Raw genomic sequence first — 16,145 nt, 5'->3', positions numbered from 1 at the left:
GTCCTATAACCCTGAGAATCACCCAATTAAAAGAAAAAGCCTGCCACTTTTACAGTGGCAGGCTTTTCCAATATAAAACTGTCCTACTCGGCGTCGTGATGAGTCAGCGGGTTACCGCGAGCGGTGACGCAAGAGCTGACGAATGTGGTGCGGTGAGCGGAGCGAACTCCTCACCTGACCACGACGACGCTCGACTCAACGAGTAATTTATTCGGCGTCGTGGTCGGTCTCGAGGATCTTGACCAGGGTGTCGAGTGCTTCTTCAGCGCCTTCGCCCTCTGCGCGCAGAACGACCTTGTCGCCGTGCTTAGCGCCGAGTGACATCAGGGACAGGATGGATGCTGCGTCCATTGCCTCGTCTGCGGGCTCGCCTTCAGCTGCGATGGTGACTTCAACGGGGAGGTCGCCTGCTGCTTCAGCGAAGATCGCTGCGGGGCGGGCGTGCAGGCCAACACGGCTTGCGATGGTGGCAATACGTTCTGCCATGGTGTTCTCCTTATAAAGGGGGTGCGGATTTGTTGTCCACTACTGAGTCTAAATCAGGTGCGTATGTTTCGCGCGTGTTAACCGCTTATTTTGGTGTGATTTATTCAGTAGTGGACGGTGGAGGTTAGAGGCCGAGCTCGTCCAGGATCGGCAGGTGCTTGCGCGCTGCTTCCTTAGCTTCTGCTGAGGAGATCTGGTCGAGGGCGTCGTTGGCGATCTGCTGTGCCTTTTCGGGGGTGACCGACTTGAGCACGGCGGAGACGGCTGCCATAGCGCCAGCGTTCATGGAGAGGGTGTCAACGCCCAGGCCGACGAGAACGACGGCTAGTGCGGGGTCGGCTGCTGCTTCACCACAGACGGAGACGTACTTCTTGACGCCGGCCTTGGCGGATGCTCGCTTGGCGCCTTCGACGGTCAGCTTGATCATCTTGAGCACGGCGGGCTGCCAGGGGTTGTTGAGGTGGGCCAGGTCACCGAGCAGGCGGTCTGCTGCCATGGTGTACTGGGTGAGGTCGTTGGTGCCGATGGAGACGAAGTCGACTTCACCGAGGATCGCTTCAGCGTTGACGGCTGCTGCGGGGGTTTCGACCATGACGCCGCGGGTTGCCAGACCTACTTCATCAACCATTTCCTTGAAGCGGCGGGCTTCTGAGGTGGTTGAGATCATGGGGGCCATGACCCAGATGTCGGCGTCGGAGCCGTCGGCTGCTGCCTTGATAGCTTCGAGCTGGCGTTCGAGGACGCCGGGCACGGTCCAGTCGGTGCGGTAGCCGCGGACGCCGAGGGCGGGGTTCTCTTCTTCCTTGACGTTGAGGAAGGGTAGGGGCTTGTCGGCGCCTGCGTCGAGGGTGCGGACGACGATGTGCTGGCCGGGGAAGGCGTCGAAGACAGCCTTGTAGCTGGCGGTCTGGGTTTCTACTGAGGGTTCAGCATCGTGGCCCAGGAAGCCGAATTCGGTGCGGAGCAGGCCAACGCCTTCAGCCTTGAGGCCTGCTGCCTTTTCTGCGCTCTTGCCGTCGCCGACGTTGGCGTAGAGGGGCACGAGAGTGCCGTCTGCCATGACGCCGGTACCGTCGAAGTCGGGCAGTTCCTTGCGGTTGGCGTACTTTTCGGCCAGGTCGCGGTGCTCATCGGTGACCTCGGTGTTGACGGTGCCTTCGTTGGAGTCAATGTAGACTTCGGTGCCGTTTTCGATGTCGGTGACGCCCTTGGCGGCAACGATGGCGGGCAGGCCGAGGCCGCGAGCAAGAATCGCGGTGTGGGCCTGGGGGCCGCCGTCGGAGGTGATAAGGGCGACGACCTGCTTGGGGTCAAGGGTGGCGGTGTCTGCCGGTGCCAGGTCGATAGCTGCCAGGATGAAGGGCTCAGCAGAGACGGGGATGCCGGGGGCCTGCTGGCCGGTCAGTTCGGCGACGATGCGGGCGCGGACGTCGTGAATGTCGGTGACACGCTCGGCCATGTAGCCACCCAGGGCTGCCATCTGGTCAGCGAAGGCTGATGCGGCTTCCCAGACTGCCAGCTCGGGGGCCTTGCCCTGCTTCTCGACAATCTTGATAGCGCTCTTGAGCAGGGCGCGGTCGGTTGCCATCTGGGAGGTGGACTTGAGCACGGCCTTGCCGTCACGGCTGGCGTGCTCGGCGCGTTCCAACAGGCCGTTCTTGACGGTCTCGGCAGCTGCCTTGATACGCTCGGCGGCCTGCTCGGGGGTTTCGTCGGCGGAGAGCTTCAGGGATGATGAGGGAGCCTTGATGGGCTCGGGCATCTGAAGGACTTTGCCGATAACGCGGCCGGCGTAGACGCCGACACCCTTGTAGATAGTCATAGTGTTTTCCTTCTAAGAGGTTGAAGTGATTTAGGCAGTTGCCTCGACCTTACGGCCTGCAAGTGACTTGAGAACAATATACATGAGTGCACCCACTACGGTACCTGCGATAGCGGCCACAAGGAACATGAGGGGGTTCTCAACCAGGGCGATGATCCAGACACCACCGTGGGGTGCGGGTGAGGCGACGCCTGCGCCCATGGAGATAGCACCGGCAACGGCTGCACCAACAACGGAGGACGGAATCACGCGCAGGGGGTCGGCGGTAGCGAAGGGGATGGCACCTTCGGAAATGAAGGAGGCACCCAGCAGCCAGGCTGCCTTGCCGTTTTCGCGTTCGGGAGCGCTAAAGAGCTTGGGGCGGACGGCGGTGGCCAGGGCCATAGCCAGCGGGGGTACCATACCGGAGATGATGACGGCCGCCATGACCTGCTGGGAAGCCAGGGTACCGGCGGAAAGACCGGCGGTGGCGAAGAGGTAGGCTGCCTTGTTGACGGGGCCGCCGAGGTCGAAGCCCATCATGGCGCCCAGGATGATGCCCAGCAGAATGGCTGAGGCACCGGTCATGGAGTTCAGCCAGTTCTCAAGGGAGGTGGTAACCCAAGCCAGGGGGCCGCCGAGCAGGAAGAACATGAGGCCACCGGCAAAGAGGGTGGCAACCAGCGGGGTGATGACCACGGGCATCATGGAAGCGAGCCAACGGGGCAGCTTGAGCAGGGAGAGCCAGTAGGCGCACAGACCTGCGAGTAGACCGGCGACGATACCGCCAAGGAAGCCGCCGCCCACCATAACGGCGACAGAACCGGCGATGAAGCCGGGGGCGATGCCGGGGCGCTGGGCCAGGCCGTAGGCGATGTAGGCTGCCAGAATCGGAACCATAGCTCCCAGGCCAAAGGCACCGATAGTGTGCAGGGCAGCGCCCAGGTAGAGGGAGAGGGGGGTGCCGTTCAGGTTGGTGAGGGAGGCACCTTCGAGGATAGCTGCGGGATCTACCTCACCCAGGTTGGGCATGGTGATGGCTTCGAGCATGAAGCCAATAGCCAGGATGATACCGCCCGCTGCCACGAAGGGAATCATGTAGGAGACGCCGGTCATTAGGGCCTTGTAGATGCGGGTGCCCCAGGAGCCGCCTTCTTCAGCGGTTTCTGAGGAGTCGGCTGCACCTGCGGCGACGCGCTTGCCGTTGGGCTTCTCAGCTTCGGCAAGGGCTTCTTCGATCATGGCCTTGGGCTCGTCGATGCCGCGCTTGACGGGGGCTTCGACGTAGGGCTTACCGGCGAAGCGTTCGCGGCCGCGGACGGGCAGGGCAACGGCGAAGACGACGGCGTCAGCTTCGTCAATCTCGGCCTGGGTGAGCTTGTCGCCACCGGACGAACCCTGGGGCTCAACCTTGAAGTCGTAGCCCAGCTCTTCGGCGGCGTACTTGAGGCCGTCGGCTGCCATGTAGGTGTGGGCGATACCGGTGGGGCAGTTGGTCACAGCCACAATCTTCTTGCGGCGGGCAGGTGCTGCATCGGCAGCACCAGCGGCTGCAACAGAGCCGGACGCGGCGTCCGCAGCGGGTGCCTCAGCTGCCTTTTCGCGCAGGCCCAGGGCCTCTTCAACAAGAACGACGACCTCGTCGGCGGTCTTGGCTTCGCGCAAGGCTGCGGTGAAGGACTTCTTCATGAGGGAGCGAGCCATCTGAGAGAGGATCTTCAGGTGGGCTTCATCGCCGTCTGCGGGAGCTGCGATGAAGAAGATGAGGTCGGCGGGGCCGTCCTTAGCGCCGAAGTCAACGGCGGGGTTGGGGCGGGCCATAGCCAGGGTGGGCTCGGTGACTGCTTCACTGCGGCAGTGGGGAATAGCGATACCACCGGGGATGCCGGTGTCGGTCTTTTCCTCGCGGGCGCGCGCAGCGGCGTAGAGGGTCTCAAAGTCGGTGGCGCGGCCAGTACCTACGACGGCACCGGCTAGATGTTCGATGACATCGAAGCGGGATTCGCCGAGGTTCTCATCGAGGCTGATGAGATCCGCAGTGATGAGAGCAGACATGTGCTCCTCCTCGGATTGTGTTTTAAGGGTTTGAGAATGTGGTTCGGTTGGGGTTTAGAGGGCCAGCTCGCGCAGGGTGACTGCTTCGGGCGTGGTTGATTCTAGGGTGGGCACCTGGGTGCCGGGGAGGGAGGCTGCGGCTGAGCCGTGGGCTACCGCCTGCACCAGGCATTCGGGCAGGGTTTTGCCCTGCTCGTGGGCAATCAGGAAGCCGGCCAGGGAGCAGTCGCCTGCGCCCACGGTGGAGCGCACCTTGATGGGGGCGTGGACGGCGTGCCAGGCACCTTCTGCTGTCACCAGCACGGCTCCTCCCCCACCGAGGGTAGCAAGGACCATTTCGACACCTCGGTCGACCAGTTCCTTGGCGGTAGCTGCGGTGAGTTCGGGGCTGGCTTCAAGCTCGTCCGCCATCTCGATTTTGCCAACCAGCTCAGCGAGTTCTTCGGAGTTGGGCTTGATGAGGTTGGGCATGCCGTCCAGGCCAACGAGGGCGTCGCGCAGGGCTGCGCCGGAGGTGTCAACGGCGATGCGGGGGGCTTTCTCGCCCAGGGACTCACGGATTGAGCGGCCCACAACGGCGTAGTAGTCGGAGGGGACGCCGGCGGGCAGGGACCCTGCCAGCACTAGCCAGGAGGCCTCGATGGTTTCCTTGATCATGAGGCGGGTCAGCTGCTGCTGGGCCACATCGTTGAGCGGCTCACCGGGGGCGTTGATCTTGGTGGTGGTGCCGTCGGGCTCAACAACGGTGATGTTGGAGCGGATCGGAGCGCCGATGGGCATGTTGACGAAGGGCACCTCTGCCTCTTTGAGGCTGGCCAGTACGGGGTCTTCGTTGTCGCCGGGCAGCACCGCTACGGTTTCGAAGCCGGAGATATTGAGGGCGCGGGCAATGTTCACGCCCTTGCCACCGGGGTCGGACACCGCCGCGACGGCGCGCTGAACGGCACCGCGCTTGATTTCGTGGTTCAGTTCCACGGTGCGGTCCATGCTGGGGTTAGCGGTTAGGGTAACGATCATGCGATAAGCACCTCTACGTTGGATTCTTCAAGCGCTGCGGCGAGTTCGCCTTCGGGCGCTTTATCGGTAATGAGAGTATCGATGTCTTCAAGCCCGGCAAAACGCACCAGGGACTCCTGGCCGAACTTGGCGGAGTCGCACAGGAGCACCACGCGGCGGGCTGACTTAACGATGGCGGTCTTGACGATGGCTTCGTTCAGACCGGGGGTGGAGAGCCCAAATTCGGCGTCCAGGCCGTTCACGCCGATAAAGGCGATGTCGGGGCGGATGGTTTCGAAGTGGGCAGCGGCGCGGGTACCCACAGCGGCCCAGGTCATTTTGCGGAGCTGGCCGCCTACCATATCGAGCACCACGCCGTCGGCCTCAGCCAGCTTCACGGCGATGTGAAGGGCGTGGGTGATGATGAGGCGGTCGGCACCTGACTTGAGGGAGAAATCAGCGGCGGCGATACGGTCGGCGAGGATTTCGATGGTGGTACCGGCGTCGAGAACTACCGCACCGGCGTCCGAATCACGCAGCAGCTCGTAGGCACGCAGGGCGATTTTCTGTTTTTCGGGGGTGTTCATGTTTTGACGTAGGGCGATAGACGACTCTACAGAGGTCGACTGCTCTACGGTTACGGCACCGCCGTGTACGCGGCGCAGCTTACCGTCAGCTTCGAGGGCTGCTAGGTCACGGCGGACGGTTTCCATCGTGACTTCGTAGCGTCTAGCCAGGTCTGCGCCGTTGACACGGCGTGCAGAAGCCACGAGCTTCGCTATTTCGGCACGTCGTTCTTCAGCGAACATGTGTTTATCACCTTATACAACTGGAAGGTGGGTCGGGCGACCCTATCTACAGTTGATTTTATGTGGGTTTCTGTGGGCACGTCAATGTAAAACCCACGGTTACGGGTGTATTTCGGTGTTTTGGTTGGGTTTTTCGGTTACTTTCACTAGGGCCAGTGCCAAAACCCAACCGATAGCACACCCGAGGGTGTTGGCGAGGACGTCCAGGGGCGAGCTGGTGCGCCCGGGCATGAAGTGTTGGGTGGTTTCGATAGCCAGGGTACAGGCCAGACCGCCCAGGGGTACGAGCCAGGGGCGGGCCGGGCGCAGCAGCCAGGTGAAGAGAAAACCACCGGGTACAAACATGACCACGTTCGACAACCATTCCACCTGCCCGTAGCCAAACCAGCCGGGCAGCCAGCCGCGGGCGTGGCCGTCCGCAAGTATCCGGGCTAGGGTTTCACCCGACTCGCCGGAGTCAACGTGGGTGGGCCAGAGAACGATGAAGGCGACGGCAGCTACGTACAGGCAGACAAGACCCCACAGGAGGGCGCGCCCCACTAGGGCTTACCTACCAGTAGGGGCTCCTTGACCTCTAGCCAGTGGGCAAGGCCCGGCAGGTCAACCTCGAAGGGTTCGGCATTGGCAATAGTGCCGAACTCTCGGCCGTGGGTGGCAGAGAGGGCACGGCGAATCAGGGAGCCGTGGGAGACGGCGATGACGCGCTGGCCCGGGTAGTCGCGGGCAATCTGGCGCAGCACCTTGATACCGCGCAGGTAGACGGAGCGTTCGCTTTCAACGCCGCTGTAGTAGGCGTCGGGCTCCTTGCGGGCCTCGGCTGAGATGTCGAGCCCCTCGGCTTCGCCGTAGCCCCGTTCGACCAGGTCGTCGTAGGTGCGGTCGACGGTCAGCCCGAAGGCTGCACCGATAATTTCTGCGGTCTCGTGGGCGCGGGAGAGCGGGGACGACACCACCACGTCGAACTCGAAACCCCGAGCCTTAAGAGAAGCTGCGGTCTCGTGGGCCTGGGCGCGGCCGGTTTCATTGAGGGGAATATCGCTGGAGCCCTGCATGAGGTGGGCCTTGTTCCAGTCGGTCTGGCCATGGCGGATTAGCATGATGGAGGACGCCCGGCGGGCAGGGGCCAGGGGCACCACCTCACCGTTGTGGGGCACCAGCACTTTCTGACCGGTGCGTGCGGTTTGCAGGCGGGAAATCAGCATTCCGTGCACCACGATAATCAGGTTCTGCCCCGGGTAGTCGGCTTCAACCTGGTCGAGGGCGTCTTCAACGCGGGCAAGGAAATCGGCAAGGGGTTCGATGTCTGCGGTTTCGTTTTCTACCGTCTCCCAGAGGGCGGGGTTGTTCTGTACGCCTTCGAGGTCTTTGAAGGAGCGTTCTGCTAGGCCCGGGTAGGAGCCGAGGACTGGTAGGCCCAGTTCGTCGGCGATGATGCGGCCGGTTTCTGCGGCGCGGGAGAGGGGGGAGGTGACGACGCCGTGCCAGGTGAAGCCGGGGTGGGCGTCCGCTTGGGTCTTGGCGTATTCGAGCACGTTGTGGGCGGCGGCGAGCGCCTGGGCGCGGCCGGTGTCGTTGAGGGGTATGTCGCTGGAGCCCTGTAGGCGGTGTACGAGGTTCCAGTCGGTCTGTCCGTGTCGAATGAGTACGCTAGGCATGGGTTCTATTATCCCCTCCCAGCCCGCCGGGTTCGGGGTGGTGGGAGTGTTAGCTTGCTCCCGGGGCACTTCAGACTGGTTTTGGGCTTGGTATGTTAACGCCAGGTGTTGCCGAAGGTACTGTTGTGCTTCGAGGAGCACAAGGTATAGAGAAGTCGGCGATTGACCGGATAACCGATTTTGCAGCTGGTGGTACCAACTATTTGTTATCTCCGATCAATGACAATCAAGAGAAAACTCCTATGAAATTTATTGAAGAGGGGCTCAAAAACTCCTTGGCTGGCGGTTCTACGTCTTCAGGTAAGTACTTGAATACAAGAACTAATCAAATAATTGATGATGCAGTTCCCGATCATCTAGATGGCCTGAGCTTAAGTCGCCGTGATCTTCTAACAGGAAATATTCCAGGAGCACCCCACGGTCAGGAGAATCAATAATTTATGAAAAAAGATAGTCTAGATAGTTCAGTAAAATTAAAGAAAAACCTTTCCCAACAACCACCTGCATCAAATAAAATATTTGGGAAATTTGTTAGTTATTTTCTGGTTATTTTCGCCGTTGTGGTATGTGGATATTATCTGATTAACATAAAATTCGATCGACCTATTGATTGCACTGTCGTCAGCGCTACAGGAAGTAGCGGTGGGGGCGGTCTCAAAACCTCAAGTTCCAGTCCGAGTGTAACCGTTACTACACAAGACTGCGGAAATATTGTGTTCGTACGAATGCGTAATGAAGGTTTTGATACTGCCCAAGATTTAGCTGATGAGCTGAACAAGAAAAGTGGCGAGAAAGTTCGTTTCCATGTTGGGCCAATCCGCTTGTTTTCATGGCCTTATGAAGCTAAAGCTGCTGACCTCGATGGGCATCCAATTCAGAAATAAAATATTCTGGACTACCTTATGAAACGAATTATCTGATTTCACCGAGCAACGACAATGAAGCAAAGACACCCCGTAAATTCGTAGAGGAAGGCTTTAGGAACGCTCTCACCGGTGGAGCAACATCCTCCGGTAAATGGAGTGAACAGACCTCCAGTGCCGCTATTCGTCAAGCAGTCCCGGATCATTTACAGGGTGTGGAAGTTTCTCGTCGTGATTTTATCACTGGTGATTTACCTGCTCCTCCTAGTGTTTCTAGTGGGGATGGGCAAGGGTATGATCAGAGGCGTCAGTAGGTAGTGAGGAAGTAGTTGTGATGACAGAACGTGTTAATCAGAACCGTGAGGGTTCAACGGCTGAAGGCCCTGGGGTGGCCAGCCCAAGGGCACAAAAAATAGCAAAAATTGTTCTCTATAGTTTTGTTATTTTAGTCTTTGTTTATTATTTTGGGGATAAACAGTTCTACCGCACCATTGATTGCACTGTCACTAGTGCAGAAGCTTCAAGTAGTGGTGGCGGATTGCGTGTTTCAGGATCACAGCAACGTATTTACGTTGAAACTCAAGAGTGCGGAACAGTAACTTTCGTAGAAATGCAGAATGAAGGCTTCGATGCTGCCCAAGACTTGGCGGATGAGCTAAATCGTCATCAGGGTGAGAAGCTCAGGTTCCATATCAGTTACTTCCAGTTTAAAAATCATGAGGCTCGTGCTGTGGAGTTAGAGGGTTACCCTATTCATGACTAACCACTCCTTTAATCATTGGTTTATAAGGTGTAAAGGACGCTGGTGGCGCTGTCTAACTTATTTTAGACAGGGCTACTAGCGTCTTTAGTAAGAATCAGCGATTCTATTCGATACCTTCGACGGTGTAAACCATCTTCGGGCCTGACCAGAACTGAAACTGACCGAACCCAAAGTCCAGTTGTTGACCGCGATAATCGTTGATTTTTGTTTCGAGATTTTGAAGTTCTTCACCCGATACTCGGGCGTTATATTCAAGGGTGCCGCAGTCAGTGGTATGGATGGCTAAGTTTTTCGAGGTTGCTACGGTGCGTTGTTCATAGTAGTTGGCATGGTCTATGGTGCATGAGCGCATAGTGTAGTGGGTGGAGTTGTAGTAGGCAAGGGCTGGGTAGCTGAGCATGAATAAGACACCAGCAAGAATCACAAGGGATACGATAACTTTGAGAACTTCCTTGACCGTCCACGGCCCTTTATCTTCTTGATTGCGGCCCACTTCATCCACCTCTTCAAATCCACCACTGTCAATACTATTTCTATTTATCCTCATTAGAACCCTCCACATGAGCTACAGCCGTATCAACCCCGACAAGACCAACCTCACCAGCTCCCAGCTGAACACCAGGAGACAACGAAGAGGCACCAATAATTGACGGTCCTTCAACAGCTTTTAGCTGAGAAACTTTAGGATGCGAATTAGCCGCTCCCTTTGCTGAGTTTTCAAGACCCTTGATTAATGCTTGGTCCCAGCTATGTTGTTCAGGTTGCGGGGTGAGAGCATACGTCGAAGCGCCATTTATAGCATCTGCTAAACGCTCAGAAGTAAACTCACGAACTTTGTCAGACGATACAGCACGGAACGCCCTGTTATTCCCCAAAGCATTTAGACCTTTAGAGCCGTACGGGGTAACAGCATTCATCACACCACCAACACCAGCAGCCTGCACAAAACCACCAGCACTATGCTTCACATCAGAAGTCGCATAGTTCAAAGTGATATGTACTGGGTTTCGGTCACACCCACCACCCAAAAAACTAACACATCACACAATATCAACTAAAACATCATCAACCACCTCCTGCGGAGTCCGATAACCAAGGCCAGCATGCAACCGCCGCTGATTCCACCAGTACACCCAACCCGCCGTGGCAGCCTCCAACTGAGCAACAGATTCAAAGAACCGGCCACGCACCAGCTCAGCTTTATAAGCCCCATTCACCGACTCAGCCAAAGCATTATCGTATGAATCTCCAGTAGATCCTACAGACAACTGAACACCCAGCCGCCTCAACTCACGCGTGTAATCCTCAGCAAGATACTGCGAACCACGGTCCGAGTGATGCACCACCTGCGTCAAATCAGACCCTGACCGCCTGGCTTCAAACAAAGCCTGCTTCAAAGCCATCAGCGGCATCCCCAGCGTATGCATACTCGAGGAAACACCCCAACCCACAATCTTTCGACTGAACACATCAGTGATGAAGGCCGTGTAGCAGAAGCCACTGGCAGTACGGACATAGGTGAAGTCCGCAACCCACAAGCGGTTCGGCGCTTTAGCGGTGAACTGGCGGTTGACCAGATCAGGGCGGTGATCAGGAGCCTTGGTAGCCCTGGTGGTCACAGGCTTACGGCCCCGATGCACACCCTGAATACCAGCTGCACGCATGAGCCGGTAGGTTTGGTCCCGGCCAATAGCCCAGCCTGCCCGTTTCATGGCCTGCCACATTTTGCGCACGCCATAGACTCCATAGTTCTCCTGGTAGATTCTTACCAGTTCGGGGATGAGCAGCTGGTCGGAGAGTGACCTGGCTGAAGCGACACGGCTCATTGCGCGGTAATAGCCGCTAGCCGTCATGAAGCCACCGTCAAGGTGCTCGGATAGGACTCGGCAAATGGGCTCGACCCCGAAAAGATCCTTATAAGTGTTGATGTAGCGGATCATCATCGGGCCGGTGTCTCGAGCTCTGCTGCGAAAAAAGCTGAGGCTGTCTTCAGGATTTCGTTGGCCCTGCGTAGTTCCGCGTTTTCTCGTTTTAGGCGTCTGATTTCGGCCGCCGCGTCACTCGTAGTAGTGATTTCTTTGCCGGTGTCGAGGGCGGCGTTGTTGCACCAGCGGGCCAGAGTGTTGTGGGAAATTCCTAGCCGAGGGGCGATGTCTTTGATTGCTGCGGTTATGGACGGGGCGTCGGGGTGGTTCAGTCGGTCACCGACGAGTCGTACCGCTCGTTCTTTGAATTCTTGGGGGTATTTGTTGGGCATGGTTTTATTATTCCTTCCGGTGGGGTGTGGGTGGAAGGTGTGGACTGAACCCAGTACATATCAAACCGATTACCAGCACTATAAATGAGGCAAGTAAAGCTTTACCGATTTTTTGCCCACGAGGGCCTAGAGCACCTTCCTGTTGCGTTGTCTTTTGAGGAGAATCACTATTTTTGTTGGGGTAGGTTGAGTATTGCGTTTCTGGTCAAATTCTTTGTTCATAAAAGACACCCCCAGCTACTGACGCCGCTGATCATACACACCAGAAACATCCACAGAAGAAACCCCCGACAAATCCCCACTCAACACATCGCGCCGAGAAAACATCACACCCTCCAAACGCTCAGGAATCAAAGCATCAATAGCCTCACCAGTCGACTTCTCAACCATACGCTACTAGTAGCACCCCAATCCATACTTCCGCCCAAGAGCGTCTGAGCCTTATGTGGCGTACTTATTCTGCTAGGGCCTTGGATGGGTCTTTATAGACGATACCCGTAACCCAGGGCGTAGTCTCCGCCCGCAGGTAGCTGAAACGGGGGAAATATCAGGGTCACTTGCTGCCCTTGATATTGATTCAGGTCATCAGCCATCTCTTGATAAGATTTCTTGGGCTCGATGGAATAGTCTACGTAGACCGTCCCGCACTCAAGAGTGTCGATTTTGAGTTCGGTACTTGATGTTGAGATTCCGCCTGTACCGCTGGAGCTGTTAAAAACTTCAGCTGATTCGATGGTGCACTGTTTGTCTATGGGGTGGGTTTGTCGGTATTTGTTCATAAGAGGGTAGCCACCAAAAACGATTGCCCCCAAGAATAGAGTAACAACTGAAAAAACAATTTCACGCTTAGACATTTTTCCTAACTCCAAAGAACTTATTCTTACGTTAAACCTATTCACCACTCATCCGAGGAGTTGCCGGCCGAACACCATCAGCACGCCGAGTGCTAAACTCACCAGCACCACCACCAACAGTAGATTTAACACCTTCTTTGAAGGCGTCGTCCCAGGTCAAATCTTTTTCCTGAGGAGTCACCACATAATTACCCACACCCACACCAAAATCAGCAAATCGATCAGCAGCAAAGGCAGTAACCGGCCTCAATGTTTTCTCCACCAATCCTGCATCAGGGTTAGCAGAGGAAAACACTTGCTGTCGTAGCGGCGTAATCCTTGGCGACACAACACCAACACCCACACCAGAAACCGTAGCACGAGCATACCCACCAGCAGTATGCTCCTTAAAATCACCCGTCGCATACGCCAAATTATTACTCGTCACATTCGTAGCAACACCTTGTACAGTCTGCCCAGACATAGACCTAGCAAACCCACCAACATCACCATAATGCGCAGCAAACTGCGAAAACTCATCAGCACGAGCACTCAAAGAAGCAGCCCTTTGACCAAACTGCTGAGCACGCCAAGAATTCATATACTTCATAGGGTTGTACCACGAAGCCCCAGAAGCTTTCTGAGCCAAAGCACCCGCCTTTGCCCCTACACGCTCAGCTTTTAAAGCAGTGCGCGTTGCTCTGCCAGCATTCATGAGTGAGCTTGCTTTACCAACTAGTGACACAGCAGCACCACCGACACCGCCGGCAACACCACCGATGACTGTATCTAAGCCAACCTTCTTCCAGTCCACAGTTCCATCCTCATTCTTATTCGTCAGGATAGAAAGACCACCAGAGAGCGCTGCTCCTGAAATTGCTCCTGCCACGATGAGCCCTACAGGGCCGGTTGCAGCGAGAGCTATTCCGCCTACGATAACGCCAACGCCTATGGCTAGGAGTGCAAGGCCATCTGCGTTTTTATTGGCCCAGTTGCCTAGTTGTCCACCTACCCGCGTCCAGGCTCTACCGCGAGTATCCTGCCGATACTCCCGAAACTCCCCCGCCGTCATCGGAGACAAACCCCACGGATCCACCAAACCCACCGGAGCATTACCCACAAACGCATACACATTCGCACCCCAACCAGCACCCACCGGCGACACCACAGGATCAGGAGATACAAACCCACGCACCTGCCAGTCATACACACGAGCCCCCCGAATCTCCAGATCACCCACAGCCAACGATCCAGAGACAACTACACCCGTTAGGGCCACATGCTAGAGGTTGACAAGCCAGAAGAAGAAAAAAGGACGGACGCCATGGGGCAAGGACGCGAGATAGCAGCAAGACCCAGCGCCCTAAGAGTCAACGGCCTCAGAATTGTAAGCACCTACTGACTCAAATCCAGCCCCTCAATACCAACTATGTCAGTAGCACTGTACGGCAGCTGCCAGATACCAACATCAACAGAGACCGTCCTACCTGCTAGATCGTTAATACGGTCTGCAACTTCATCCTGACTTAGGCCGTGTCTGCTTCCCTTGTACTGCAAAATCCCGCAGTCCGAGGTTTTAATTGCTACGTAGTAGGAGCCTGAATATGATTTTGATCCACTACTAGCCGCTTTTGATTCTTCAATGGTGCACTGTTCGGGGTGGTTAAGAACCCGGTTAATAGGAGTTGAAAACAGTAACCAAGCGATGCCACAAGCTACGGGCAGGCCAAAAACCAACAGGAAAAGCCCCGCCCGAATCCGCTCACCACGACTAACAGGCTCCTTACCCTCCACAGAATTACCCATACTCGTCCTCACCTGCCCCAGGGCCTCCATACCGCCCCGTCATCTAGCCACCAAAACCAGAACGCAGCCGCCTCAACTCCTTAAACTTATTCCCACCTATCGAGGCGTATACCAGCAATCCCACCAACCAATACGTTCCAGCATTAAAAACCAAGAATAACGAGAGTACTACGAACCCCAGCACTACGCTGATTAAACCCAGCGGCATATAGGTTAGTAAAAAACCACCCGGTGTTTTCACGCGCCCTGCAAGAAATGTCGCCAAAGGTGTATTTAGTCCCGCAATAATAACCGCAGCGATAAGACCCAGTAACATACTATTTATCTTTCTGATAGTTGATATATTTCGCAAACGCTATTTAACAGGTTCTGTGGACGCAATACCCTGAGAACCTAAAGAATCAGGGAACCATAAACCGCTAGGGAACTGAACATAATTTGTCACAAACTCAAATTTCTCCCCCTGATGCTCTTGCAAAAACTCTACTAAAGCAGCCTCATTCATATCTTCATCCCCTGAATACCGTACAGAGGTAATAACAATGAGTCCACAATCGCTACTTTCAATGCGGACGGACCGTGACGCAGTTGCCCCTCCGTTGCCACCCGAACTGTTGCGTAGTCGTGCTGAATCTACGGTACAAACTTGGGTTCCAGGGAAGAAGCGATCAAGGAAGGAAGAGACGCCAAGACCAGCAAAAAGAAGAACAGTGCAACCCAGGATAATCCCACCAATAATCTTTCGCCACCAAGGAGCCTCGGCCCAAGAAACTTTATCCCGAGACATTACCTCCCCCTCCGAACAACTAAATCCTTCAAATCACCCGGATTCGACGCTATGCCCTTAGCAACCTCCTGAATCCCTTTTTCTCTAAATTCGTCATTTGTGGTTTCATCAGCTGCTGTCACCATTTCGTTAATACCACCGGAGATAAACTCAGCCCCTCGAGCAGCCGCATAATCAACAGCCTTCCCACCGGGAATCAGCCCAGGAACAGCGACCGTAGCAACACCAGTCCCCATACCCACACCACCAGCAAACACAACACCCCTCATATTCCAGTCCTCCCGCACCTGATAATTATCCGTATTCGGCATCGTATACTGCAACGCATTACCTGCCCCACCAGCACCAGCACCTTGAACAGCTCGCCCCGTAACAGAATCCACAAACCTAGAACCAGCAAAATACTGAGCCTGATCATAGTAACTAGCAGATGAACGCAAAAGATCATCACTAGCAGACCAGGCAGCAGAAGCCTGACTAAAGGAAGCCTGAGCCTGCGCAGTAGAAATCTGTACCTGCCGCTGGGCATAAGTACGAGAAACTATTCTCCACCGTGGAAGATCGTCAGCCCATTGCGCCCATTGAGCACCGCGTGACCAAGCTGCTAACGCATCATCTGTCAGCGCAGCCGCACGGTTAGCCTGAACTACGCTACCAGCAAAGGCAGTTGCGCTGTTTGAGCTACTTATCGTGGAGCCTAAAGCTCCTATTCCTTTGACCGCTAGACCACCAACACCACCGGCGATTCCACCGAATACGGCGTCTTTTAGGACAGCATGCCAGTTGGTGGAACCGTCTGCGTTTTTATTTGTCATTGAGGAGATACCGCCTGAAATCAGAGCGCCGCCGATTATGCCTCCAGCAACAGGTCCTAGGGCTACGGTTGCGGCGATTCCGACTCCAACCATGACAATTCCTTGCCAGTTGTCTTTGGTCCAGTCCCACAAGCCAGCAACTCCGTCTGCGAGGTTGCTACCTACCCGCGTCCAGGCTCGGTTACGAGTATTGGACTGGTGATACTCCCGAAACTCCCC

At 56.1% G+C, this 16,145-nt stretch carries 19 protein-coding genes and 1 pseudogene; 3 read left to right on the top strand and 17 right to left on the bottom strand.

Annotated elements, in window-relative coordinates; all coding sequences use genetic code 11:
* Positions 1–207: 207 nt before the first annotated feature.
* The 7 genes from L7A20_RS03660 to L7A20_RS03630 form a co-directional block, all read right to left on the bottom strand.
* Positions 208–486, bottom strand: a complete 279-nt coding sequence (locus tag L7A20_RS03660) for an HPr family phosphocarrier protein (RefSeq protein WP_135013272.1) — start codon at positions 484–486, stop codon at positions 208–210.
* 124 nt (positions 487–610) lie between these two features.
* Positions 611–2,308 carry a phosphoenolpyruvate--protein phosphotransferase gene (ptsP, locus tag L7A20_RS03655; protein ID WP_237195118.1) on the bottom strand — a complete coding sequence of 566 codons (1,698 nt, stop codon included), beginning with the start codon at positions 2,306–2,308 and terminating at the stop codon, positions 611–613.
* 30 nt (positions 2,309–2,338) lie between these two features.
* The gene (locus L7A20_RS03650) at positions 2,339–4,342 is read right to left on the bottom strand and encodes a PTS fructose transporter subunit IIABC (RefSeq protein WP_237222443.1); all 2,004 of its coding nucleotides are present in this window, start codon (positions 4,340–4,342) and stop codon (positions 2,339–2,341) included.
* Between the two features lie 54 nt (positions 4,343–4,396).
* Positions 4,397–5,359 carry a 1-phosphofructokinase family hexose kinase gene (locus L7A20_RS03645; RefSeq protein ID WP_237222442.1) on the bottom strand — a complete coding sequence of 321 codons (963 nt, stop codon included), beginning with the start codon at positions 5,357–5,359 and terminating at the stop codon, positions 4,397–4,399.
* Entirely contained in the window at positions 5,356–6,147 is a 792-nt protein-coding gene (locus L7A20_RS03640) for a DeoR/GlpR family DNA-binding transcription regulator (protein ID WP_185174084.1), read from the bottom strand. Before L7A20_RS03640 ends, L7A20_RS03645 begins: the two co-directional genes overlap by 4 nt.
* A 99-nt stretch (positions 6,148–6,246) precedes the next feature.
* Positions 6,247–6,687, bottom strand: coding sequence for a VanZ family protein (locus L7A20_RS03635; RefSeq protein ID WP_237222441.1), 441 nt, complete (start codon positions 6,685–6,687; stop codon positions 6,247–6,249).
* Entirely contained in the window at positions 6,687–7,802 is a 1,116-nt protein-coding gene (locus L7A20_RS03630) for a histidine phosphatase family protein (RefSeq protein WP_237222440.1), read from the bottom strand. Before L7A20_RS03630 ends, L7A20_RS03635 begins: the two co-directional genes overlap by 1 nt.
* A 92-nt stretch (positions 7,803–7,894) precedes the next feature.
* On the opposite strand from L7A20_RS03630, the gene L7A20_RS03625 reads away from it, so the two are divergent.
* The 3 genes from L7A20_RS03625 to L7A20_RS03615 all read left to right on the top strand — a co-directional run bounded on the left by L7A20_RS03625 (position 7,895) and on the right by L7A20_RS03615 (position 9,428).
* A complete protein-coding gene (locus L7A20_RS03625) occupies positions 7,895–8,239 on the top strand; it encodes a hypothetical protein (protein WP_237222439.1) in 345 nt (114 codons plus the stop codon).
* Positions 8,240–8,242: 3 nt separating this feature from the next.
* Complete coding sequence (locus L7A20_RS03620) at positions 8,243–8,686, top strand: hypothetical protein (protein ID WP_237222438.1); 444 nt, start codon at positions 8,243–8,245, stop codon at positions 8,684–8,686.
* 310 nt (positions 8,687–8,996) lie between these two features.
* Positions 8,997–9,428 (top strand): hypothetical protein, encoded by a 432-nt coding sequence (locus L7A20_RS03615; protein WP_237222437.1) that lies wholly within the window; start codon positions 8,997–8,999, stop codon positions 9,426–9,428.
* Positions 9,429–9,531: 103 nt separating this feature from the next.
* Here the strand turns inward: L7A20_RS03615 and L7A20_RS03610 are convergent, their stop codons facing one another.
* The 10 genes and pseudogenes from L7A20_RS03610 to L7A20_RS03570 all read right to left on the bottom strand — a co-directional run.
* Positions 9,532–9,975 carry a hypothetical protein gene (locus L7A20_RS03610; RefSeq protein WP_237199277.1) on the bottom strand — a complete coding sequence of 148 codons (444 nt, stop codon included), beginning with the start codon at positions 9,973–9,975 and terminating at the stop codon, positions 9,532–9,534.
* The gene (locus L7A20_RS03605; protein WP_237222436.1) at positions 9,962–10,417 is read right to left on the bottom strand and encodes a hypothetical protein; all 456 of its coding nucleotides are present in this window, start codon (positions 10,415–10,417) and stop codon (positions 9,962–9,964) included. Before L7A20_RS03605 ends, L7A20_RS03610 begins: the two co-directional genes overlap by 14 nt.
* Positions 10,418–10,468: 51 nt before the next feature.
* Positions 10,469–11,685 (bottom strand): IS3 family transposase gene (locus L7A20_RS03600; protein WP_237222435.1). Its coding sequence is split into 2 segments (ribosomal slippage): positions 10,469–11,406 and positions 11,406–11,685, totalling 1,218 coding nucleotides; the frame shifts between segments, so codons are not numbered across the junction.
* A gap of 482 nt (positions 11,686–12,167) precedes the next feature.
* Complete coding sequence (locus L7A20_RS03595) at positions 12,168–12,539, bottom strand: hypothetical protein (RefSeq protein ID WP_237197527.1); 372 nt, start codon at positions 12,537–12,539, stop codon at positions 12,168–12,170.
* Between the two features lie 37 nt (positions 12,540–12,576).
* Positions 12,577–13,407 carry a hypothetical protein gene (locus L7A20_RS03590; RefSeq protein WP_237222434.1) on the bottom strand — a complete coding sequence of 277 codons (831 nt, stop codon included), beginning with the start codon at positions 13,405–13,407 and terminating at the stop codon, positions 12,577–12,579.
* 201 nt (positions 13,408–13,608) lie between these two features.
* Positions 13,609–13,728: pseudogene (locus tag L7A20_RS12080) on the bottom strand (hypothetical protein); the annotation flags it as partial.
* Between the two features lie 185 nt (positions 13,729–13,913).
* Positions 13,914–14,324 (bottom strand): hypothetical protein, encoded by a 411-nt coding sequence (locus L7A20_RS03585; protein WP_237222433.1) that lies wholly within the window; start codon positions 14,322–14,324, stop codon positions 13,914–13,916.
* Between the two features lie 43 nt (positions 14,325–14,367).
* Entirely contained in the window at positions 14,368–14,640 is a 273-nt protein-coding gene (locus L7A20_RS03580) for a hypothetical protein (protein WP_237222432.1), read from the bottom strand.
* Positions 14,641–14,679: 39 nt separating this feature from the next.
* Complete coding sequence (locus L7A20_RS03575) at positions 14,680–15,111, bottom strand: hypothetical protein (protein WP_237197843.1); 432 nt, start codon at positions 15,109–15,111, stop codon at positions 14,680–14,682.
* Positions 15,111–16,145: hypothetical protein (locus L7A20_RS03570; RefSeq protein WP_237222431.1), on the bottom strand; the 1,035-nt coding region annotated here is incomplete at its 5' end. The genes L7A20_RS03575 and L7A20_RS03570, both read right to left, overlap by 1 nt.

This window comes from Rothia nasimurium, assembly GCF_928381415.1.
Classification (GTDB): domain Bacteria; phylum Actinomycetota; class Actinomycetes; order Actinomycetales; family Micrococcaceae; genus Rothia; species Rothia nasimurium_H.
The sequence above is the reverse complement of the archived record's forward strand: the minus strand, read 5'-3'. Positions and strand labels throughout refer to the sequence as shown.

Bases quoted from the DNA above. Each gene is read 5' to 3' on its own strand.
- L7A20_RS03660 (WP_135013272.1), bottom strand. From the start codon at position 486: ATGGCAGAACGTATTGCCACCATCGCAAGCCGTGTTGGCCTGCACGCC.
- ptsP (WP_237195118.1), bottom strand. From the start codon at position 2,308: ATGACTATCTACAAGGGTGTCGGCGTCTACGCCGGCCGCGTTATCGGC.
- L7A20_RS03650 (WP_237222443.1), bottom strand. From the start codon at position 4,342: ATGTCTGCTCTCATCACTGCGGATCTCATCAGCCTCGATGAGAACCTC.
- L7A20_RS03645 (WP_237222442.1), bottom strand. From the start codon at position 5,359: ATGATCGTTACCCTAACCGCTAACCCCAGCATGGACCGCACCGTGGAA.
- L7A20_RS03640 (WP_185174084.1), bottom strand. From the start codon at position 6,147: ATGTTCGCTGAAGAACGACGTGCCGAAATAGCGAAGCTCGTGGCTTCT.
- L7A20_RS03630 (WP_237222440.1), bottom strand. From the start codon at position 7,802: ATGCCTAGCGTACTCATTCGACACGGACAGACCGACTGGAACCTCGTA.
- L7A20_RS03625 (WP_237222439.1), top strand. From the start codon at position 7,895: ATGTTAACGCCAGGTGTTGCCGAAGGTACTGTTGTGCTTCGAGGAGCA.
- L7A20_RS03620 (WP_237222438.1), top strand. From the start codon at position 8,243: ATGAAAAAAGATAGTCTAGATAGTTCAGTAAAATTAAAGAAAAACCTT.
- L7A20_RS03610 (WP_237199277.1), bottom strand. From the start codon at position 9,975: ATGAGGATAAATAGAAATAGTATTGACAGTGGTGGATTTGAAGAGGTG.
- L7A20_RS03595 (WP_237197527.1), bottom strand. From the start codon at position 12,539: ATGTCTAAGCGTGAAATTGTTTTTTCAGTTGTTACTCTATTCTTGGGG.
- L7A20_RS03585 (WP_237222433.1), bottom strand. From the start codon at position 14,324: ATGGGTAATTCTGTGGAGGGTAAGGAGCCTGTTAGTCGTGGTGAGCGG.
- L7A20_RS03580 (WP_237222432.1), bottom strand. From the start codon at position 14,640: ATGTTACTGGGTCTTATCGCTGCGGTTATTATTGCGGGACTAAATACA.
- L7A20_RS03575 (WP_237197843.1), bottom strand. From the start codon at position 15,111: ATGTCTCGGGATAAAGTTTCTTGGGCCGAGGCTCCTTGGTGGCGAAAG.